The sequence below is a fragment of the Zhongshania antarctica genome, assembly GCF_014202945.1.
GTDB classification, from domain to species: Bacteria; Pseudomonadota; Gammaproteobacteria; order Pseudomonadales; family Spongiibacteraceae; genus Spongiibacter; species Spongiibacter antarcticus.
The window spans coordinates 319,150-340,058 of sequence record NZ_JACHHW010000005.1; the positions used below are offsets into that span (position 1 = coordinate 319,150).

Annotated in this window: 23 protein-coding genes; 11 read left to right on the plus strand and 12 right to left on the minus strand. The window is 52.3% G+C overall.

The features are described from left to right. The first annotated feature begins 2 nt into the window (after nt 1-2). From HNQ57_RS10710 to HNQ57_RS10730, 5 genes are all read left to right on the plus strand, one after another. Nucleotides 3-953 carry a YbgA family protein gene (locus HNQ57_RS10710; RefSeq protein ID WP_184462827.1) on the plus strand — a complete coding sequence of 317 codons (951 nt, stop codon included), beginning with the start codon at nt 3-5 and terminating at the stop codon, nt 951-953. Between the two features lie 3 nt (nt 954-956). Further along, nucleotides 957-2,327, plus strand: a complete 1,371-nt coding sequence (phrB, locus tag HNQ57_RS10715; protein ID WP_184462829.1) for a deoxyribodipyrimidine photo-lyase — start codon at nt 957-959, stop codon at nt 2,325-2,327. Between the two features lie 104 nt (nt 2,328-2,431). Next, nucleotides 2,432-2,989, plus strand: a complete 558-nt coding sequence (locus HNQ57_RS10720; RefSeq protein WP_184462831.1) for an ATP-dependent zinc protease family protein — start codon at nt 2,432-2,434, stop codon at nt 2,987-2,989. Further along, nucleotides 2,986-4,521: an inactive transglutaminase family protein gene (locus HNQ57_RS10725; RefSeq protein ID WP_184462833.1), complete on the plus strand. Its 1,536-nt coding sequence runs from the start codon at nt 2,986-2,988 to the stop codon at nt 4,519-4,521. The genes HNQ57_RS10720 and HNQ57_RS10725 overlap by 4 nt, the downstream gene beginning before the upstream one ends. Next, complete coding sequence (locus HNQ57_RS10730; RefSeq protein ID WP_184462835.1) at nt 4,521-5,558, plus strand: alpha-L-glutamate ligase-like protein; 1,038 nt, start codon at nt 4,521-4,523, stop codon at nt 5,556-5,558. Before HNQ57_RS10725 ends, HNQ57_RS10730 begins: the two co-directional genes overlap by 1 nt. A 70-nt stretch (nt 5,559-5,628) precedes the next feature. Here the strand turns inward: HNQ57_RS10730 and HNQ57_RS10735 are convergent, their stop codons facing one another. The 3 genes from HNQ57_RS10735 to HNQ57_RS10745 form a co-directional block, all read right to left on the minus strand. Next, nucleotides 5,629-6,327, minus strand: coding sequence for a thiol:disulfide interchange protein DsbA/DsbL (locus HNQ57_RS10735; RefSeq protein WP_184462837.1), 699 nt, complete (start codon nt 6,325-6,327; stop codon nt 5,629-5,631). 182 nt (nt 6,328-6,509) lie between these two features. Then, nucleotides 6,510-7,136: a c-type cytochrome gene (locus tag HNQ57_RS10740; protein WP_184462839.1), complete on the minus strand. Its 627-nt coding sequence runs from the start codon at nt 7,134-7,136 to the stop codon at nt 6,510-6,512. A gap of 56 nt (nt 7,137-7,192) precedes the next feature. Continuing rightward, complete coding sequence (locus HNQ57_RS10745; RefSeq protein WP_184462841.1) at nt 7,193-7,495, minus strand: c-type cytochrome; 303 nt, start codon at nt 7,493-7,495, stop codon at nt 7,193-7,195. Nucleotides 7,496-7,634: 139 nt separating this feature from the next. Between HNQ57_RS10745 and yihA the strand changes: the two genes are divergently transcribed. Continuing rightward, the gene (gene yihA / locus HNQ57_RS10750) at nt 7,635-8,327 is read left to right on the plus strand and encodes a ribosome biogenesis GTP-binding protein YihA/YsxC (RefSeq protein WP_184462843.1); all 693 of its coding nucleotides are present in this window, start codon (nt 7,635-7,637) and stop codon (nt 8,325-8,327) included. Nucleotides 8,328-8,532: 205 nt separating this feature from the next. Here yihA and polA read toward each other — a convergent pair whose 3' ends face one another. After that, the gene (gene polA / locus HNQ57_RS10755; protein ID WP_184462845.1) at nt 8,533-11,337 is read right to left on the minus strand and encodes a DNA polymerase I; all 2,805 of its coding nucleotides are present in this window, start codon (nt 11,335-11,337) and stop codon (nt 8,533-8,535) included. Between the two features lie 251 nt (nt 11,338-11,588). Between polA and HNQ57_RS10760 the strand changes: the two genes are divergently transcribed. Then, entirely contained in the window at nt 11,589-11,855 is a 267-nt protein-coding gene (locus HNQ57_RS10760) for a hypothetical protein (protein WP_184462847.1), read from the plus strand. Nucleotides 11,856-11,919: 64 nt separating this feature from the next. Here the strand turns inward: HNQ57_RS10760 and HNQ57_RS10765 are convergent, their stop codons facing one another. After that, nucleotides 11,920-12,750, minus strand: a complete 831-nt coding sequence (locus HNQ57_RS10765; protein ID WP_184462849.1) for a zinc ABC transporter substrate-binding protein — start codon at nt 12,748-12,750, stop codon at nt 11,920-11,922. Nucleotides 12,751-12,835: 85 nt separating this feature from the next. Here HNQ57_RS10765 and HNQ57_RS10770 point away from each other — a divergent pair, with 85 nt between their 5' ends. The 3 genes from HNQ57_RS10770 to HNQ57_RS10780 are packed head-to-tail and all read left to right on the plus strand — an operon-like array spanning nt 12,836 to nt 14,853. Beyond that, nucleotides 12,836-13,321: a Fur family transcriptional regulator gene (locus tag HNQ57_RS10770; protein WP_184462851.1), complete on the plus strand. Its 486-nt coding sequence runs from the start codon at nt 12,836-12,838 to the stop codon at nt 13,319-13,321. Then, nucleotides 13,314-14,069 (plus strand): zinc ABC transporter ATP-binding protein ZnuC, encoded by a 756-nt coding sequence (gene znuC, locus HNQ57_RS10775; RefSeq protein ID WP_184462853.1) that lies wholly within the window; start codon nt 13,314-13,316, stop codon nt 14,067-14,069. Before HNQ57_RS10770 ends, znuC begins: the two co-directional genes overlap by 8 nt. After that, nucleotides 14,062-14,853: a metal ABC transporter permease gene (locus HNQ57_RS10780; RefSeq protein WP_184462855.1), complete on the plus strand. Its 792-nt coding sequence runs from the start codon at nt 14,062-14,064 to the stop codon at nt 14,851-14,853. The genes znuC and HNQ57_RS10780 overlap by 8 nt, the downstream gene beginning before the upstream one ends. 31 nt (nt 14,854-14,884) lie before the next feature. Here HNQ57_RS10780 and HNQ57_RS10785 read toward each other — a convergent pair whose 3' ends face one another. The 5 genes from HNQ57_RS10785 to HNQ57_RS10805 are packed head-to-tail and all read right to left on the minus strand — an operon-like array spanning nt 14,885 to nt 18,919. Then, nucleotides 14,885-15,556, minus strand: coding sequence for an SCO family protein (locus HNQ57_RS10785; RefSeq protein ID WP_184462856.1), 672 nt, complete (start codon nt 15,554-15,556; stop codon nt 14,885-14,887). Continuing rightward, nucleotides 15,553-16,464, minus strand: coding sequence for a heme o synthase (gene cyoE, locus HNQ57_RS10790; protein ID WP_184462858.1), 912 nt, complete (start codon nt 16,462-16,464; stop codon nt 15,553-15,555). The genes HNQ57_RS10785 and cyoE overlap by 4 nt, the downstream gene beginning before the upstream one ends. Further along, complete coding sequence (locus tag HNQ57_RS10795; protein WP_184462860.1) at nt 16,461-17,510, minus strand: COX15/CtaA family protein; 1,050 nt, start codon at nt 17,508-17,510, stop codon at nt 16,461-16,463. The genes cyoE and HNQ57_RS10795 overlap by 4 nt, the downstream gene beginning before the upstream one ends. A gap of 42 nt (nt 17,511-17,552) precedes the next feature. Next, nucleotides 17,553-18,173, minus strand: coding sequence for a hypothetical protein (locus HNQ57_RS10800; RefSeq protein WP_184462862.1), 621 nt, complete (start codon nt 18,171-18,173; stop codon nt 17,553-17,555). Further along, nucleotides 18,170-18,919: an SURF1 family protein gene (locus HNQ57_RS10805; protein WP_184462864.1), complete on the minus strand. Its 750-nt coding sequence runs from the start codon at nt 18,917-18,919 to the stop codon at nt 18,170-18,172. The genes HNQ57_RS10800 and HNQ57_RS10805 overlap by 4 nt, the downstream gene beginning before the upstream one ends. A gap of 53 nt (nt 18,920-18,972) precedes the next feature. Here HNQ57_RS10805 and HNQ57_RS10810 point away from each other — a divergent pair, with 53 nt between their 5' ends. After that, nucleotides 18,973-19,224 carry a DUF2909 domain-containing protein gene (locus HNQ57_RS10810; RefSeq protein ID WP_184462866.1) on the plus strand — a complete coding sequence of 84 codons (252 nt, stop codon included), beginning with the start codon at nt 18,973-18,975 and terminating at the stop codon, nt 19,222-19,224. Nucleotides 19,225-19,313: 89 nt separating this feature from the next. Here the strand turns inward: HNQ57_RS10810 and HNQ57_RS10815 are convergent, their stop codons facing one another. Then, complete coding sequence (locus HNQ57_RS10815) at nt 19,314-20,297, minus strand: cytochrome c oxidase subunit 3 (protein WP_184462868.1); 984 nt, start codon at nt 20,295-20,297, stop codon at nt 19,314-19,316. A 41-nt stretch (nt 20,298-20,338) separates the two neighbouring features. Then, complete coding sequence (locus HNQ57_RS10820; RefSeq protein WP_184462870.1) at nt 20,339-20,908, minus strand: cytochrome c oxidase assembly protein; 570 nt, start codon at nt 20,906-20,908, stop codon at nt 20,339-20,341. Nucleotide 20,909 lies beyond the last annotated feature (1 nt).

Genomic DNA, 20,909 nt, shown 5'->3' on the forward strand with positions numbered 1-20,909 from the left:
CCATGTCGGAAACCCAGCCTATTAGAATCGGCATCAGTGCCTGCTTACTCGGTGAACCAGTTCGCTATGACGGCGGCCACAAGCGCCTGCCCTTTGCCGACGAAGAACTGCGACGGCACTTTGAGTTTATTAACATTTGCCCCGAGCAGGCGATAGGCATGGGCGTGCCGCGCCCGACCATTCGCCTCGTGGGCGATCCGGCAAACCCTCAGCTTATCGGCAGCAGCGACAGCAGTTTAAACGTCACGGACGCCATGCAAACCTTCGCCAAAGACACGGTTCCGACGCTTACCGAGATCAGCGGCTATATTCTGTGCGCAAAATCGCCCAGCTGCGGTATGGAGCGCGTGCCCGTGTATGACGAAAAGGGTAATGGTTTAGGAAAAATCGGCGTAGGTCTGTACGCCAAGCAATTAATGGCCGTCCACCCCCTGTTGCCGGTCGAAGAAAATGGCCGCCTCAACGACGTCCATTTGCGCGAAAATTTTGTGTTGCGCGTGGTCGCCTACGCCCGCTGGCAGCAGCTGGTTAATAGCGGCATCTCCGCCAGCGGCCTTGAGGATTTTCACCGCCGCCATAAGTTCTTACTACTGGCGCACAATCAGATTATTTATCGCGAACTTGGGCCAATCGTCGCTGAAGCGGGCGATATTAGCGATAAGGCTAACCGCTATATTGCCAAGTTTATGCAGGCCTTAAAGCACATCGCCAGCACCAAAAACCACACCAATACGCTGATGCATATACAGGGCTTTTTCAAAGATCACCTCGACGCCGAGGACAAGCTCAGGCTCACCGGAACGATCAAAGACTATGCGGCCGGACAGCTGCCCCTGCTTGTACCGCTGGAAATGCTGAGTCACTACCTGAAGAAGTACCGTGTCGACTATTTGCTGGATCAGTATTACTTCGACCCTTACCCACGGGATTTAAAACTGCGGATGGGGCTTTAAGCCGTGACCGCAGTCGTGTGGTTTCGCAACGATTTACGCAGCTTAGACCACCGTGCGCTGAGCGCGGCCTGTGCTAATCACGACACCGTGCGCGGTCTGTATCTATTGTGCCCCGCGCAGCTCGACGAGCATATTATTGCGCCAATACGGCGTCACTACTTGCGCCGCGCCCTCGATGAACTCGGCCGTCAGCTCGGCGAAATCGGCATTGTCTTCGACATTATTGATGTGGGTCACTTCCGCAATATTGACGACCAACTCAGCGCTTATTGTCGCCAGCACCACGTCGACACCGTGTACGCCCATCGGGAATGGCTGCTCGACGAAATGCGCCGGGATGACGGCTGCCTGGAAAAGAACATTCCATTACAACTGATTGATGACAGCTTACTTAGTCCGCTAGAGATCGCCAAAGGCGACGGCGGCCCATATAAGGTATTTACGCCGTTCTCGCGGCGCAGCCGAGACCATTTGGCCGCCAAATTCCCCACCTGCCTGCGCCGCCCCCAAGCCATGGCTAAAGCAGTCTCTAATCCAGCCTGCCCCGTATTCGGCGAAGAGCGCGACTCCAGCCTCTGGCCCGCAAGCCAAGATGCGCTGCTAGACCAGCTTAGAGACTTTTGCGCTGAACGCGCTGACGATTATCGCGAGGCCAGGGACTTTCCCGAACTCGATGACACCTCTCGACTGTCCGCAGCCCTAAGCTTTGGCCTGCTCAGCCCTCGCCAGTGTCTAGCGCGCTTACAACAAGAATGCGGCGAGGCAATCTGGGATGGGAATAGCGGCGCAGGCACCTGGTTTAACGAGCTGCTGTGGCGGGAATTTTACCGTCACGTCGCCTACCACTTCCCTAAAGTCGTGCGCGGCCGCGCCTTTCAGACCTATACTGAAAACATTCCCTGGCCCAATAACCAAGCCCTCTTTGAGGCTTGGCAAGAGGGTCGTACTGGCTACCCAATTGTCGACGCAGGCATGCGTCAGCTGCGGGAATCTGGCTGGATGCACAACCGCCTGCGCATGATTACGGCATCGTTTTTGTGTAAAGACCTACATATAGACTGGCGCTGGGGCGAGCGGCACTTTATGGAAAACCTCATTGACGGCGATTTTTGCTCGAATAACGGCGGCTGGCAATGGGCCGCATCCACCGGCACCGACGCCGCACCGTATTTCCGCATTTTTAACCCGACCACCCAAGGCCAGCGCTTTGACGCCAAGGGCGAATTTATTCAGCGCTACGTGCCCGAGCTACGCCATTTATCAGGCAAGGCACTTCACCAGCCCCCAGAATCAGACATTTACCCCGCACCGATCGTTGAACACAAAGAAGTGCGACAAATTACCCTCGCACTTTTTAAGAATGTGAGGGACTAAGCACACGTAATCCGCTTTAATTGCGCCGCTTGCTACTGGCTATATTGCGCCCTAGTGCACTATGCTATGGCATGCCGGAGCACAATAAATCAAAAGGAGAAACCGTGCGATTTGCTGTACTAATTCTGCTAGTCATCAATACCCTTCTTACGAGCCTCGCTGCTCATGCTGGCGCCAACGCCCAACAGGTGTTTGGCCTGAGCGAATACGTTTATATTGAAGAATTGGGCGTGCGCTACAAGGCCAAGATTGATACCGGCGCCGAGAGCGCGTCGATCAATGCCATTAATGCCAAGGTTGAGAAGGGTCACGGTAAAAAAGACGATCTCGTTCACTTTGATTTGGTATTACCCGACAACACCTTAAAATCCGTCACGCTGCCCCTCAGCAAACATATTCGCATCAAGCGTCGAGCGGCAGATTACGGGGAAAACGAAAAAGACTATAGCCGTCGACCGGTATTGGAATTAACCCTGTGCGTTGGCGGCCAGTCTCACAAGGTTGAGGTCAATCTCGCTGACCGTCGCCAATTTTCCAAACCGATGTTAGTCGGCTCCGACCCATTGACCGCCTTTGGCGCCTTGGTCGACCCCAGTAAAAAATATTTGCAGGACAAATCCCTCTGCCCTATAAAAGCAGACTCCGAGGAGCACGATGAATGAAGGGCGTTAAATTACATGTCAGAGTATTAGCGCTAGCGCTATTGCTGATCGGCGCAGCCAGCACTGCCTGGCAGATATTTGTGCTGAATATTCCAGTATCGTCGGACACCACCGAGCCAGTGTGGGTCATAGATACCAAGCTCACTTTTAATGCCCGCGACAACACGCCCGTCAAAGTACAAATGTATGTACCGCCGAGCTGGAGCAAATTCATTACCCTGAACGAGAGTTTTATCTCGAAAAATTACGGGGTAAACACCGACATCGTTAACGATAACCGCCAAGCGGTGTGGTCTGCCCGTCGCGCCGAGGGGCAACAGCAGTTGTTTTATAGACTCATGCTGACCAAACGCAGTAACTCGCGCTTTGCCGAGTCTGAAGCTGGCCCGCTGTTTCGTGAGAGCCCTGATCTGCAAGGCGTAGAAAAAGTCGCCGTAGAGGCCTTATTAAAGCCGATACGCGAGCATTCCGCCGACATCGAAACCTTTATCCGCGAAGCCATCAAGCTCATAAACGAGCCTAGCAACGACAATGCCCGCCTACTGCTGGGCAATAATTACACCCAAGACAATAAGTCGATGGTGCTCGAACTGCTGCTGTCGTCAGCCCATATTCCCGTAGAGCGGGTACGCACCCTGCGTTTAATCAGCGGCGTAGCCCAGACCCCAGAGCTGTGGATGCGCAGCTATAACGGCAAGCGCTGGCTGTACTTCAACCCGGAAACCGGCGCCCAGGGCCTGCCCGACGACCGCGTAGTGTGGTGGACCGGCAACGACCCCATCGCCAAAGTCGAAGGGGGTCGTCAGCTGAAAGTAGAAATCACCGCCAATCAAAAGGTGATGAACTCCATCACTTTGGCGCAGTCGATTGCCGAGAGCAAAGAAAACAAATTCTGGGCACTCTCCCTTTACGATTTGCCACTGCAGTCCCAGCAAACCTTTGAAATTATTTTAATGATCCCCATTGGCGTTATGCTGATTTTGCTGCTGCGCAATGTCGTTGGCCTGGAAACCCTAGGCACCTTTACGCCCGTGTTGATTGGTCTTGCCTTCAGGGAAACCCAAGTTTTATGGGGAATTATTCTATTCACCTTAATTACCGCACTCGGCTTGTCGATACGCTCCTATCTTGAGCACTTACATTTGCAACTACTGTCCCGGCTCTCGGTGGTATTAACCTTTGTTGTTATTATCATGGCCTTAATCAGCGTGTTGGGACACCGTTTAGGCTTGGATCGCGGCCTCTCTATTGCGCTATTCCCAATGGTCATCCTCACTATGTCCATTGAGCGGATGTCGATCGTTTGGGAGGAGCGGGGCGGCCTGCACGCGGGCAAAGTGGGTATTGGTACCCTCATCGCGGCGACCTTGTCGCACTTGATGATGACCTACCCAACATGGACCTATTTCGTGTTCACCTTCCCCGGTATGTTATTAATATTTGTGTCGTTTATGTTAGTGCTAGGCCACTATCGTGGCTACCGGCTAACCGAGCTGTTCCGGTTTAATGCCATGATCAAGGGTAGACAATAATGTCCTTATTCAGCACTTGGAAGGATCTGCGTCAGCGCGGCGTGATGGGCATCAATCAGCGCAATGCCGACTATGTGTTGCGCTACAATCAGCGCCATCTTTACCCCTTGGTCGATGACAAAATTAAAACCAAGGAGCGCGCGCTAGAGGTGGGGATTCACGTTCCCACCATGTACGGCGTAATTGATTCTGACAAAGGTATTAGCAAGCTAAAAGACATCGTTAAGGGCCACAGCGACTTCGTCATCAAGCCCGCGCAGGGCGCTGGTGGCGATGGTATCTTAGTGATCGCCGATCAGTTTGAAGGCTATTACCGCACGACCTCCGGCCGCTTATTAAGCACCGAAGATATTGAGTTTCATATTTCGGGAATACTGTCTGGCATCTATTCATTGGGCGGCCACCGCGACCGCGCACTCATAGAATACCGCGTCATCCCCGACCCCATCTTCAGCGCCATTAGCTATGAAGGGGTTCCTGACATTCGCATTATTGTCCTTAAAGGCTACCCCTTACTCGCCATGCTGCGCCTGCCTACCCGCCAGTCCGGCGGCAAGGCCAATCTTCATCAAGGCGCAATTGGCGTCGGTGTCGACCTAGCCACCGGCATTACCCTCGATGGCACGTGGCACAACAAGCTCATCAACAAGCACCCCGACACCACTAATCCAGTACGCGGCGTCCAGCTGCCTTATTGGGAAGGGTTTATGTCGCTGGCAACGCGCTGCTACGAGCTCACCGGCCTGGGCTACCTCGGGGTCGACATGGTATTGGACAAGGATCAAGGTCCGCTGATGCTCGAGCTGAACGCGCGGCCCGGCTTAAATATCCAAATCGCCAATGACACCGGCTTAGCTGCGCGCTGCAAGCACGTTGAAGATGAGATTGAGCGCTTAAACGCCAAAGGCATTACCCTGGCCAAACCTGCGAAACGCATGGCGTTTTGCCAGCGCGAATTTGCCCAGCCTCTGCAAAAGCTCGATACGCTAGATGCCGAAAAGGACACCATCGAGCCCAACTCGCCCCAAGCAAATTAAACTTTAGGCATAAAAAAACCGCGTAGCGACCAAAGAACCAGGGTCGCTACGCGGTCATGAAGCACGCCAATTACTTAGCTGCGCGCTCCTTTGCAATTAACTCTTCAGCCACCTTCAGCATCTCAGCCTTGCCACCAGCCGAGCGGCCGGTTACCCGATATTTGCCATTAATGATTAACTCTGGCGTACCGGCAATGCCATAGGCCCGGGCCCGCGCATCGGCTTGCTTCACCTGACTATTTACCCCAAAAGAGTCAAAGGTCTTGCGAAACTTCTCGGCATCTACGTCGCTGTGCGCCAAAAACAATTTTTCAATTGCCGCGCTGTCACGCAAAGGGTTGCGATCAACATTAATGGCATTGAATAACGGCGTGTGCAGCTGCTCGATCACACCCAGCGCTTCTGCGGTATAAAACGCCTTAGCGTGAACGACCATCAACTCATTCCACATGGCCGGTGAGCGACGAAACTCAACATCCGCCGGCAGCTGCTTTGCCCAGGCTTCTAGCATGGGGTCGAAATCAAAGCAGTGACTGCAACCATACCAAAACACTTCGGTTACTTCGATTTTTTGCGGGTTAGTGGTACGCACTGGCTGCGCGATGCGAATGTAACGCTCGCCGCTGTTGGCAACTTGCTCAGCGCTCGCACTGGCACTGGCACTGGCCGCGACCTTGGCCGGAGCCGCTGGTTCTGCGCCATCGCTGCACGCCGAAACCATAAGCAAAAAACTGAATACGCTGACGAGCGGAATAAATTTCTTAAACATGAAACCCCCTGATTATGCGATCAAGTGTTATAAGATCGAGAGTGCCATTAGATCACATGACACATTTAAATTGTTTTTCTACGCTGTTCAGACACCAAGTACCCACAATTGTTCGGGGCTCGGCGCCGGTAAATTTTAGTGATAAAAAAGGCGGCCTAAGCCGCCTTTTTGCTAATGCATCCTTAAGGATGCAAGCCCTGAATAAAGCTGGCGACCGCTTCAATTTCGGAATCACTTAATTTGAAGGAAATCGTCCGCATTACCATGGCATCGCCGTCGTTAGCACGTCCCTCACGACCATCGGCCGCCGCACGGAAGGCTTTTAGCTGGGCAACGGTGTAATCCGCATGCTGACCACCAAGCGCCGGGAATCCCGCTGCAGCCATACCGCTACCACTAGGTGAGTGGCAGGCAGCACAAGCCGGAACATTGCGGTCAGCAATACCACCACGGTAAATTGCTGCGCCCTTAGCAACAATCGCGGGATCAGCCTGACCCGTGCTAATCGCCTTGCTCGAATAAAACGCAGCAATATCAGCGATATCTTGCTCAGACAAATTGTCAGTCTGGCCAGCCATCATTGGCACTGAACGGGCGCCTGATTTAATGTCATTAAGCTGCTTAATCAAATAGCGCTCACCCTGACCTGCTAATTTCGGGAAAGTTGGAGCAGCACTATTGCCATCGGCACCGTGACAAGCAGCACAGGCCGCCGCCTTAGCCTTGCCAGCAGTGGCGTTTCCTTCTGCGGCCATCGCGCTGCCAGCAAAGATCAGGGAGGCAAACATCACTAATAAGCTTTTCTTCATTGTTTGGTACTCTTTAAACAGATAATTCTGTGCAAATATAAATTAGCGCGCCCATGTTAAGACTTTGGCGCCGCCATAAACTCAATTAAAGCTTTAAAATCATCAGCGCTGCAGTCAAAACAAAGGCCTTTAGGCGGCATGGTATTGAAGCCTTCTGCCGCATGCTTAACCAAGGTGTCCATGCCTTTCTCCATGCGCGGCGCCCAATCAGCCACTATATGGGATTTTGGCGCGCCATTGGCCCCAAAGGCGTGACAGGCAAAACAGGATTTTTGGTAGCGATCCAAAACCGCCTGCTCAGTAGCAAAAGCAGAGACACCAGACACTGAAAGCAGTATAGCCACGAGCCATTTATTCATGATCTACCTCTCAATTTTCCGTATAACGGCGCAGGATGAGACAATATAAAAACTGCGGCATTATACACAACTACATGGCGCCGGGGCCAATAATTGCCGTAAAATGCCCCTGCATTCGCAAATCCCCCTCGGACTCACTATGTCATCAAGCCCAGCACTGAATTACCGCCGCGCCAGCTATTTAAAAAGCTCGCCCAACCTTACCCATTGCCCAGACGACAGTGGTGCCGAGGTCGCGTTTGCTGGACGCTCCAACGCAGGCAAGTCTAGCGCGATCAATCGCCTCACAGAAAACAAAAAACTGGCCAAAACCAGTAAAACCCCAGGACGCACCCAATTACTTAACTTTTTCGTGCTAGACGACAGCGGTCGCCAGCGCTTAGTTGATCTTCCCGGCTACGGTTTTGCAAAAGTGCCCCTAGCGGTGAAGAACGAGTGGCAGCGCAATTTAGAAGCCTATTTGCAAAAACGCCAGTCCCTGCGCGGCATGGTGTTAATGATGGACATCCGCCATCCACTCACGGAGTTTGACCAGCAAATGGTGCGCTGGGCAACAAAGAGCAATATGCCCATGCATCTCTTGCTCACCAAGTCCGACAAATTAAAGCGCGGCCCGGCCACCGCCACCTTATTAATGGTGCGCAAAAGCCTAGCCGAATATGGCGATTTAATCAGTGTGCAGCTGTTTTCGGCCCCCAATGGCGACGGCTTACAAGAATTGCGCAACAAATTGGACGAGTGGCTGAATACCGACAATATGGTCGACATGGTTTACATTGACGACGACGGCGAAGCCATTGACAGCGAACCGGAACACCCCGCCAAAACATAGGCGCAGCAAAAAAGCCCGGCGAACTATGACTATGGCTCACCGGGCAATCCTACTCCTAATGGAGTCAGGGGGGAGACAAGTCTCCAACGCGGGCGCCATCCTCAAGCACATCAAGATGACGGCTCTATGACTTTAGACCGGGAATTCTAATTGCGCAAATTTTAACCACGCGATATTTCCCCAGCCTAAGGCCGGCTCCCGAGTACTAATGCGCCTCATCCCAATTAGCACCAACCCCCACACCAACTTCCAACGGCACCGCCAAGTCCGCCGCCGCCATCATCAACCGCACAACCTCAGTTTGTACGGTTTCTAGGTCCGCTGGCGCGACCTCCAAAACCAATTCATCGTGAACCTGCATAATCATTTTAGCGTCCACGTTACTGCTGCTTAAATAGTCGTCCACAGCAATCATCGCCCGTTTGATGATATCCGCTGCCGTACCCTGCATTGGCGCATTGATTGCGGTGCGCTCGGCTGCCTGCCGGCGCATACCATTGCGCGCATTAATTTCAGGTAAGTGCAGACGGCGACCAAACAGGGTTTCAACATAGCCTTTTTCCGACGCAGAGACCCGAGTTTCGTCCATGTAACGCAACACCCCAGGATAACGTTCAAAATACAGATCAATATACTGCTGGGCCTCTTTGCGCCCCAAATGCAGCTGCCGCGCCAAACCAAAGGCGGACATACCGTAAATTAAACCAAAATTGATGGCCTTGGCATTGCGCCGCTGCTCGTCGCTCACCTCATCGGTGCTGACGCCGAATACCTCAGCGGCCGTGGCGCGGTGGATATCTTCACCGCGAGAGAAGGCCTCGACCAAACCGCGATCACCCGACAAATGCGCCATTATCCGCAATTCAATCTGAGAGTAATCCGCCGCCAAAATCACATAGCCCGGCGGGGCGATAAAGGCTTGGCGAATACGCCGCCCTTCAGCGCTGCGAATGGGGATATTCTGTAGATTGGGGTCAGACGACGACAAGCGACCGGTCGCCGCCACCGCCTGATGGTAGGAGGTGTGAATGCGGCCGGTTTTAGGGTCTATCTGCAGGGGCAGCTTGTCGGTATACGTCGATTTCAGCTTGGCCATGCCCCGGTGCTCGAGTATTACTTTGGGCAAAGGGTAGTCGTGTGCCAGCTCTACCAAGACTTCCTCGGCGGTCGACGGCGCGCCTTTCGGGGTTTTTTTGGTCACCGGAATTTGCAGACGCTCAAACAAAATTTCACCCAATTGCTTGGGAGAGGCCAAATTAAACTCGCCGCCCGCCAGCGCATAGGCTTCTTTTTCAAGGGCCTGCATTTTCATGCCCAGCTCGTGACTCTGCTTACTGAGCAACTCTCTGTCGACATAGGCGCCATTGCGCTCAATCCGCGACAGCACCGGCACCAAGGGTAGCTCAATATTTCGATACACCGCCAGCAGACCTTCGTGCTGCTGTATTTTTGGTAGCAGGGTCTGGTACAGCCGCAGCGTAATGTCCGCGTCTTCTGCCGCATAGGGGCCAGCCTGCTCGAGGGCAATCTGATTAAAGGTGATTTGCTTAGCGCCTTTACCCGCAATATCTTCAAAGTGAATAGTGCTGTGATCTAGGTATTTCAGCGCCAAGGTATCCATGTCGTGGCGACTGCCGGTGGAATCCAAGACATAGGACGCCAACATGGTGTCGTCGTGAATACCCCGTAAAGTAATGCCGTGATTAAGCAGCACATTGGCGTCGTACTTGAGATTTTGACCCACTTTATAGTGATCAGGATCTTCTAACAGCGGCTTTAGCTGGGCCAACACCGAGGCCTCTGCGAGCTGATCTGGCACGTCGAGATAGTCGTGACCAAAGGGCAAATAGGCCGCTTCCCCAGCATCTACCGCAAAAGACACCCCAACCACTCTGGCCTGCATATAATTCAAGCTGGTGGTTTCGGTATCAAAGGCGAAGATCTTGGCGGCGCGCAGCTTGGCCAGCCACACGTCAAAATCAGCTTGGCTCAATATAATTTGGTATTGGCAGGCATCCAGTTGCGGCGCCACAGTCGAGGTCAGTGCCAGCTCGTCGGCCATGGCCCCAGTACTCGCCAAACCTGACGGCACGGCCTCCGCAGCGCCTGATTCTGCGCTAATATTAGCGCTGCGCTCCTCTCTGCTCAGCTCATCGACCCACGTTTTAAATTCATATTCTTTAAACAGGCTCAGCAAGCGCTCGGTGTCAGGCGCCTTGGGCAGAAGGTCGGCAACACCCACGTCCAATGGCACATCACATTTAATCGTGGCTAAGGTATAAGAGAGAAGGGCATTGTCATGACTGTCGGCCAATTTTTTAGCAACACCTTTGGCGCCACGTATCGGTAAATCGGCAACCTTGTCGATGTTCTCATAAATACTGCTAACCCCGCCCAAGGCTTGAATCAGCGCCAGCGCGGTTTTCTCACCCACGCCCGCCACACCGGGAATATTGTCGACTTTGTCACCCATTAGGGCGAGAAAATCGATAATCAGCTCTGGGGGAATCCCAAATTTTTCTGTCACCCCAGCCACATCCATTACGGTGTCGGTCATGGTGTTCACCAAGGTGACATGCTCATTTACCAGCTGAGCCATGTCTTTATCGCCAGTCGATACCAACACCGGCCGCTCTTTACCCGCCTGGGCGGCGAGGGTGCCGATAACATCGTCAGCCTCGACGCCGTCAATCACCAGCCGAGGCAAACCCATGGCATCGATAATCGCATTAATTGGCTCAACCTGACTGCGTAAATCGTCCGGCATAGGCGGACGCTGAGCCTTGTACTGGTCGTACATATCGTCGCGAAACGTCTTTCCCTTGGCGTCAAACACCACGGCAATAGGGCTGTCTGGGTAATCTTTGTACAACCGCCGCAACATATTGATCACCCCCTTTATTGCGCCAGTGGGCTGGCCCTTTGAGGTATTCAAAGGCGGCAAGGCATGAAAGGCACGGTAGAGGTAGGAGGAGCCGTCAACCAAGATCAGAGGTTTTATCGCAGTCATAGTAGTGATTTAACGCGTCATTATAGAAAGCGGAGAGTGTAGCACGAGGCTCTACGGCAAAATATTCCAGTCAGCGTCACGCAAAGTGTTACCGTTTTTCACATAAAAACCCAATATGGCCACAACATTACCCAAAGGTTACCGAAAATTAAGGAGACAAGGCGGGTTATTGTGTTACCTTACGTAACACAAGGTAACCTTTTGCCTTGTGCCGAGAGAAGATCACTCGGTTGATGAAAGGAGAGAGCAAAATGAAAAACCTTACCAGCGCAATCTTAATCTTGGTTGCCAGTACTATGGCGACTGCTGCCGAACCGGAAGTAGGTGCGAATCAGTCGCTGGTATTGGCTTACAACAAAACGGCCGAATTGCAAAAAGCCGACGCGCCAATTGAATACGCGTCAAAAGCTTCTGCAGATCGCTTTTTAGAGAAAACTCTGGATGTTGTATCAGCCACACTGAACGTGGAGCTGGATATGCAGACTCGCTACACAGTGCCTAGCATCGCCAAAAACTAGGACCGCAGCGCAGGCTAGCTTGGCCCTGACCAAACACTAGCGTGCGCCCAGCCCTAATCGGCCGCTAAGCCGCGAAACAACTGAGAAATGCCTGCCCGAGCTGACGGTATAAGCGTAGAAAGCCGTCAGCCTTCTTCATCCCCACACCGAGGGGGTCAATTTCTATTACCGGTATATCCAAACCTGAGGTCAGCGCATCTAGCATCGCCGTAGGGTATTGCGGCTCCCGAAAAACACAGGCAAATTCCCCCTTCTGCAGCCGCGACCGCAACTCTACAATATGCCGCGCACCGGGCAGGCGGTCCGACGTGGGCATAACGACCTCAGCTTCGGTGAGATTATAATGGCGCTCAAAACGGCTAAAACCGTCGTGCAGCAACAAATAGGGACGACCGCTTAAACGCGCAACATCGAGCTGAAGCTGCTTGTCGTACTGCCGAAACTCTGTGCTAAACCGCGCAGCGTTAGCATGAAAATAGGCGCCCCGAGTTGGCATACGGTCTGACAATACGCGGGCTATGCGCCGCGCCATGTGCTGAACCTGATCTGCGTCCATCCAAACGTGTGGGTCTTCACCCAAGCTCAACGCCGGGAAAAGGGCGACCGCATTACTCTGATCGACGACGGCCTTCTGTAAATACGACTCCATTGCTGGGCCAACCCAAAGCACCATGTCAGCACTGCGCAAGCGCTGCATATCTGAGGGCCGCAATTGGAAGTCATGTGGTGAGACGGTAGCTGGCGCCAACACATCGACCGTTACCGCATCACCCGCAATGTCGCCAACGAGTAACTGCAGCGGCATAATACTGGTTAATATTACTGGTTTGTCGGCTGCCCAGGCCATATTGCTGAACATCCACACGAGCACCAATCCCGACACTATTGCTTTCAAGCACATTTCCCCATTGTTTATCACCGCACTAATGCAATATTATAACATTATATTCTTTGCAAAACCCTCCGGACGCCCCAAAGTAATGCACAACATTAACCCGCAGCACAATCACCAACACTGCATTGATGAAGCACTGCTCCGCGCCCGCGACCTCTGCCAGCAACGTCAGCTAAAATTCACCACTATCCGCGAGCTCGTATTAACCACGGTGTGGTCAAGCCACAAACCAATAGGTGCCTATACTATTCTTGAAGAGCTGGCAAAAGAAGGCCTCCGCCGCCCCGCGCCACCAACGGTGTATCGCGCGCTGGATTTCCTTTTGGATAACGGCCTCGTCCACCGCATTGCGTCGCTCAACGCCTTTGTTGGCTGCAATGAGCCCGGCCACGCCCACCAAGGCCATTTTCTTATTTGTCGCCACTGCCAAGTTGCCCTTGAGCTGGATACCCAACTTATATACCCAGCAATTTCGGCCGCCGCAAAGCAGCAACACTTTGCGGTAGACACGGCTAGCCTCGAAGTTGTTGGCTGCTGCGCCCGCTGTAGCGAGGCTATAAGCAATGACTGAGACTGCGCTGCTTCGCCTTGACAAGATTTCCTTGAAACACCAGCAACAAAGCTTGCTGAGCAATATCAGCCTAAGCCTATCTGCCAAGCAAATTATGACGATTATTGGCCCCAATGGCGCGGGTAAAAGTACCCTGATAAAGGTCGCCCTGGGTTTAACCAAAGCCGACAGCGGCACGATCTACCGACGACCCGGCCTCCGTATTGGCTATATGCCGCAGCGGCTGAGCCTAAATCCATTAATGCCTTTAAGCGTGTCGCGGTTTTTAGCGATGGCCAAGTCTAATACAACGCAAATTGAGGCCGCCTTAGCCCGCACCGGCATTCAGCATTTGCGCAACCGCCCCCTACACGATATTTCTGGCGGTGAAACCCAGCGAGTCTTGCTCAGCCGCGCCTTACTCAGCAGCCCCGACTTATTTGTGCTCGACGAGCCCGCTCAAGGTGTGGATATCAGCGGTCAGACCGAACTTTACGAACTGATTAATGCCCTTCGCGACGATCTTGGTTGCGCGGTACTGATGGTGTCCCACGACTTACATTGGGTAATGGCGCAAACCGATACGGTAATTTGCCTTAATCAACATATTTGCTGCCATGGCCATCCCGAACAAGTCAGTAGCGACCCTGAATACTTAGCGCTGTTCGGCCGCCGCCATGCCGAAGCCGTCGCACTCTACCAACACGATCACGACCACCAACACGATATACACGGTGACGTAGTTTGCGAGCATAAGCACCATGATTGATATTTTACTCTATGCCTTGCTTGCCGGATTGATGGTCGCCGCGGTATGCGGCCCACTCGGCGCGCTGGTCACCTGGCAGCGCATGGCCTACTACGGCGATACACTCGCGCACTCAGCACTGCTCGGCCTAGCGGTCGGCCTCGTATTGCAAGCCAATCTCCAATACAGCGTGCTATTTACCTGCCTTTTTATTGCCGTTGTTTTATTTACCCTGCAATGGTGGCGAAATATCGCCCTAGACAGCTTGCTGGGCATACTCTCGCACAGCAGTTTGGCGCTGGGTTTGGTTTGCCTGTCCTTTATCGACAATCAAGGTTTGGATTTAAACGCATTTTTATTTGGTGATTTACTGGCTATTTTGCGTGAAGACTTACTGAATTTGGCCATTATTTGTGCGCTCGTTTTAGGGCTATTGTGGCGCTACTGGTCGGCGTTAGTTGCCGTGTGTGCCCACGCCGAGCTGGCAGAGATAGAGGGCTTACCGGTGCAACGACTACGCCTGCTACTCATGCTGATGGTCGCCGCTACGGTGGCAGTCGCAATGAAAATCGTCGGCGTACTCTTGATTACCGCCATGCTGATCATTCCCGCCTCAGCTGCCGCGAGAGTCGCGCGCAGCCCAGAGCAGGCCTCACTTCTCGCAGCACTTATCGGTGCCATCGCGGTCTGCGGCGGATTAGCGGGGGCGTGGTATTGGGACACCCCAGCTGGGCCTAGTATCGTGCTGAGTGCCGGCGCCTTATTTGTATTGGGGCAATTAGCGCCGGGGTATAGGCGTAATTAATAAACAGAGGCAGGGCGCCTGTGTTTATTAATTAGTGATATTCGCGAATCGAAAGGTAGGCGCGCTTTAGCTTACTGATTTCCAGCGGTGCCTTAAAGAAACCGACCGAGTGGCCATTGGGGTTCACTAAGGCGACATTAGCGCTGTGCTCAACCTGATAGTTGCTGCCGCCACCGGGCACTTTAGTAAACGGAATATTCAGCGAAGTGGCAAAGCGATGAATTTCTAAAAAGTCGCCAGTGATGCCACGAAACGCGGGATGAAAGAAATCCAAATAGCTATGCAACTGTTCGGGGGTATCCCGGGCCGGATCAACACTGGTCAACCAAATTTGGGTATCAGCCTGAACCTCTGGCTCTAGCTCTTGATAGAAGGCTTTAAGCTGAGCAAGGGTAGTAGGGCAAACATCAGGGCAATAGGTAAAACCGAAAAAGATTAGATTCCATTTACCTTCCATAGAGATTGGCGTTAGTGTTTCGCCACGGTCATTCAGCAAACTAAAATTGGGCAGTGTTCGCGGATTCTCGTAGAGGTAAGCCCCCTGAGATTTGAGCTCTTCCGCCGTCATCATGCGCGCGCGGGTAGCCGCATAAAAAAAGCCTGCCACCAGCACAATGCCCACCGCGACAATAGCCAGAACCGTTAAGCGAATTCCGCGCTGGCGCTCTGCTGCGCCGCCATTATTTACTGATTCTTCACTCATCGTGCATCAACCTCAAAGATGGTCATTGCTGGCAGTAAGTAATGATCCAAAAGCATAATCATAAACAGCGCCATTAAATAAATAATGGAATATTTAAACGTCGCCATCGGCGCCTTAGGGTTATTTCCCCGCAGCAAGACGATGGACCAATAGAGGAAACCCGCGCCCAAACAAACCGCACCGAGCAGATACAGCGAACCGCTCATACCCGTTGCAAAGGGCAACAGCGTCACCACAAACAATAAAATGGTGTAGAGCAGAGTGTGTAATTTGGTATACGCAATACCGTGGGTAACCGGCAACATCGGAATATCCACTTTGGCGTAATCATCGCGGCGATGAATAGCCAAGGCCCAGAAATGCGGCGGTGTCCAAATAAAAATTATCAGAACCAGCAGCAGAGCATGACCGTGAATCTCATTGGTTACTGCCGTCCAGCCAAGCAGTGGCGGCGCGGCGCCAGCAATGCCACCAATAACAATATTTTGCGGCGTGGCCCGTTTTAAATACAGGGTGTAAACCACGGCATAGCCAAGCAGCGAGGCAAGGGTCAGCCACGCGGTGAGCGGGTTAACCAAAACGAGCAGGATCGCCATACCGGCAATACCAATAATAGCGGCAAAAATACCGGCGTTGCGATTACTAACTCGGCCTTGAGCGATAGGGCGGTTGTGAGTACGCGCCATCACCAAATCAATGCGACTATCCACCAAATGGTTGATGGCGGCAGCTGCTGCCGCGCACAAGGCGATACCAAGGTTGCCGAATATCAAGGCATCCCACGGCACCATACCCGGCACCGACATGAACATGCCAATGACCGACGTTAGCAGCATTAGCAACACCACATTGGGCTTACATAACTCGTAATAATCCCGCCAATTGGCCGCCAACTGTGGCTGTGTCATACCCGAACTCCCCCGCGGTTTACCGCCGCTGTAAAGACCAGATAACTGATTGTTACCTGGCTAAGCAATAGAAATGCACCAACAAGATTATGAGCAACGGCGACACCGATCGGGAAGCTAAACGCAATATTGCTAATACCTAAGGCAATCTGCACTACCAATATAATGAGCATGACACTCGCCGCCTTGTTCGCGGGCGCCATACCTAATTGCCGCAACTTAAAGAATAAAAACAATAAATAGGCAGCCGTTACCATCGCGCCAACCCGGTGGCTAAAGTGAATCGCAACCCGAGCCGCATTATCCATGGTGCCACCAAGATAATTGGGGCCAATATGCTGCGCTATATTGAAACCCTCACTAAAGTTCATTGGCGGCAACCACGCCCCCTGACACTGAGGGAAATCAGGGCAGGCGATATCCGCATAATTAGCGGTGGTCCAACCACCAAGGGCAATCTGACAAATAACGACAACTAAACCCAACAACACTAATGGCTTTAATGCCTGTAGCTTGGTTTCACTGATTGCCGGTACTTGCCAGTGTTGATTGTTTAAACGCAAGGTTAATAACCACAGCAGACTTAAGGTCGTAAAACCGCCAAGTAAATGCGATGTCACAACCTGCGGCCACAATTTTAAGGTGACCGTCCACATGCCAAACATGCCCTGCAAAATAATAAAGGCCAGAATAAATAAGGGCAGCTTCACCGGCTGCTCTGGCTTGCGCTGACGCACTGCAAATATCACCAAGCCAATAGTCAACAAACCCAAACTAGACGCTAAATAACGGTGGATCATTTCCGGCCAGGTTTTGTCGTGTTCCACCGGCATATCGGGAAAGGCTTCGTTGGCCCGCGCCACTTCATGGTCGTCAGTAGGCCACAACACATGACCGTAGCAGGTTGGCCAGTCAGGACAGCCCAAGCCGGCATCTGCGAGCCGGGTAAACACGCCCATCGCCAAAACGACGATAGCTACCAGACAAGAAAATAGGGCCAATCGAAATCCCGCTTTGCGTTGCGCCACTGTGTTAAATATTGCCATCGTTCTCTACCGTCTATTCTGTATCTAGCCGTTTTCCGCCAACTACTTGATTAGGCGTCCCATATCTTTCAGCACATCCTTACCCAAAGTGGTCAGCGTAAGCTGCTCCATATCCGCCGCGCGATAATACATCATCACCCAGCCCATAGGGTCTACCACGTAAAAAGTACTCGCATCAAAGGGGTTGATGTCTAAGTTTTTAAGTTTACCAAGAAAGGCTTCACCGTCGGCCTGCAGCACCGTCATATCACTGTGTTCCGCCTCCAGAAAATCGCGCAGCTCCGGCGACAGTGGCCCGTCAGTAGCCAGATATATGCGCTCAACCCGATCTACCTTTTTACCCATGGCAGTATGTGTCTGGCGGGTGAGGTAGAGCATGCGCTCGCAAGCATCGCGGCAATCTTGGCCACCAACAACCATAAACACCCAACGCGACTCAGCGCGGTTAAACAAGAATTCACCGCCATCGCGGCGCAGCGGATGCAAATCACCGAGCTGCATTGGCGGATTAATTAAGGTGCCACGATTAACGGTGGTGAAGGAGATAATGTCTTGCTTAGCCAAATAAAATACCGCGCTGGAAAGCAGAATCACGGCAATTGGGATGGTTAAAATAATCGTTAGCAGTTTTTTGCTACGCTTGTTGTCAGTCGGTATTGTCATTGCTCTTGGCTCTCATTGCTTTTACGGCGCTTTAACAGCTCGCCCAAATTACTGTTACGAAAAATAAATATCAGCCCCAGCGCAAATGCCATGGCGAACCACTGCACCGCGTAGCCGGTGTGCTTGGCCGGCGTTACATTGACAACCATGCGCTCAATTTCCAGCGCGCCAATACTATCCTCGGATAACCGCAGGGCAGTGGGCAATAGCACCGGAAATTCACCGCTAAGATCATCCAAATCCAACCACTGCTGCCGGCGAGGCCACAAATCAGTCACCGGCTCTGCCCCTAAACTGAAGGCCTTCTCGGTATTGCGGTATAACTCACCGCTTATTTGTAACTGGCCACTGGGTATCTCGAGCTTGGGCAAGGTTTGTCGCGACGGGTCGCCCGCAATCCAACCCCGATTTACTAGCAGCTCTCGGCCATCAGTTAGAGTAAAAACCGCCATTATCTCATAACCGAATCGACCATGAGAAATCCGGTTGTCGAGCAGCCAATAACGCTCGGGATCAAACGCGCCAAGGGCGAATACTGGCAGGTAATTTTGGTAGTCAGCAACGCCGCTAATCGCAACTGGCACGAGGTTTCGACGTTGCTCAAAATCGGCCAATAAGGCCGCTTTCTCGTCTGCACGGCGCAACTGCCAAAAGCCCAAACTGAGCAGGATCGGCAAAATCAGCAAAATCGCCAGCACTGACTTCCAGTCAAACTGCCATTGGAATCTGCTGGGCGAGGGCCGCATTTTTCAAATCCTATTGTGTATACTGCGACGAACTAATGTGGAGACTCGCCAGCATGTGGTTAAAAGTAGTCATTGTCGTATTGTTCATAGGGCTAGTGATTAGCCTGTTTAGCGGTTTGTTTTTTCTCATTCAAGATCAGGGAAAGACCATGCGTACTTGGCAGTCGCTGAGTGTGCGCTTGGTGATCGCGGTATTACTAATGTCGTTTATTGTTTACGGCTTTTACACTGGTCAGCTGGGCTCAAAAGCCCCATGGGATCAGCGCCATGGACAAGATGCTCCACGCATCCAGCAAACACCTTAAAGCTCCATAAACGACTTGGCCGTTAAGGCCTATTTGCTATGCAAATAAACCTTAACGGCCAATGTTACCGTCTCGTCAGCAGCGCGTGCTTAGATAATGTAAACAAACAAGAACAGGAAGACCCAAACCACGTCAACAAAGTGCCAGTACCAAGACGAGGCTTCAAAGCCAAACTGGTCATTTGCACTAAAGTGGCCTTTACCCGCTGAACGCAACCACTGCACCAACAACATGAAAGTACCCATTGCCACGTGGAAGCCGTGGAAACCGGTCAACATGAAGAAGGTCGTACCGTAAACACCGCTGTTCAGGTGAATACCGTATTCAAAAAGCGCTTCGTGGTATTCCATGTACTGCAGGTACAAGAAGGTAAAACCCATAGCAACGGTAATGAACAGCCACAAGTTGAACTTCTTGCGATCATTCTGCTTCATCGCCACGTGGGCAATGTGACAGGTAAAGCTCGAAGCTAACAGAATGATGGTGTTATACAGCGGCAACCAGTGGGCTATATTGGCAAAGCCGGGGAAGGACAAGTGCTTTTCGGCACCCGTAAATTCACCGTTATTGGCCAAATGACCTGCAGCCGCCTGGGCCTGAACACCGCCAATCGCGTCTTGCGGCGTGGTGAGCAGCGGCCAGTTGTATTCAAAGCCGGGCCACAGCAAACCGTTCATCGCACCCGCCTCACCCTGTCCTGCTAACCATGGACCGGACAAGTTACGGATATAGAACAGTGCACCAAAAAAGGCAGCAAAGAACATCACTTCCGAGAAGATAAACCACTGCATACCCAGCACGTAAGAGTGCTTGAGCTGCGCGCTGTTCATACCTGCACGGTTTTCCTTAATGGTGATACTAAACCACTGGAACAACGTCGCGGCGAGCCACACTAAACCAGCAACTAAGATAAAGCCGGAATTCGTTTCTTCGCCAGGGCGGTAGCTGTTGTCGTTGATAAAGCTGGCCGCACCGTAAACGGTGGCGGTCATGCCTATCGTCGCACTTACAGCAAGCTTACTACTGTCGGGTACGTAGTATGTTTCGTACCCGGTTTTGCTTTGACCTGCCATTGTTAAGTCTCCATTTTCTCGTTAGAGAAAAACTCTCTTACTTATTGAGATGCCGCCGCAACAGAATCCTGTTTTGCCGCCATCTCGGTTACATCAAATATCGTGTAAGACAAGGTAATCACGTGGATATCTTTTGGTAAATCGCGATCAACAATAAACTGCAACGCCAAATCAGCGTTGGCTCCTGCTGCCAGCGGCTGCTGGTTAAAGCAAAAGCACTCGGTTTTATGAAAATACTCAGCGGCGCGGGACGGAACAAGGCTGGGAATTGCCTGTGACACCATATAACGATCCTGCGTGTTCTTTGCATAATACGTTACCGTCGCGGATTCACCAGGGTGAACCACGACTTGACTGGTGTTTGGCGAAAACTCCCAAGGCATTGCTTCATTGTTTTGCGCAACAAACTGCACCTTAACGGTACGGCTTGTATCAACCTGACTATCTACAACCGTGTATTGCCGGCCGGTTTTACCGTTGATGCCCAACACTTCACAAAGTGCATTGTAAAGCGGGGGCATCACCCACATGGCAAAGGCAAACATCACCACCACTAAGCCCAACAGCTTAAAGCTGAGTTTAGCTATGTTTTTGTCCGTCGCTTGCGCCATG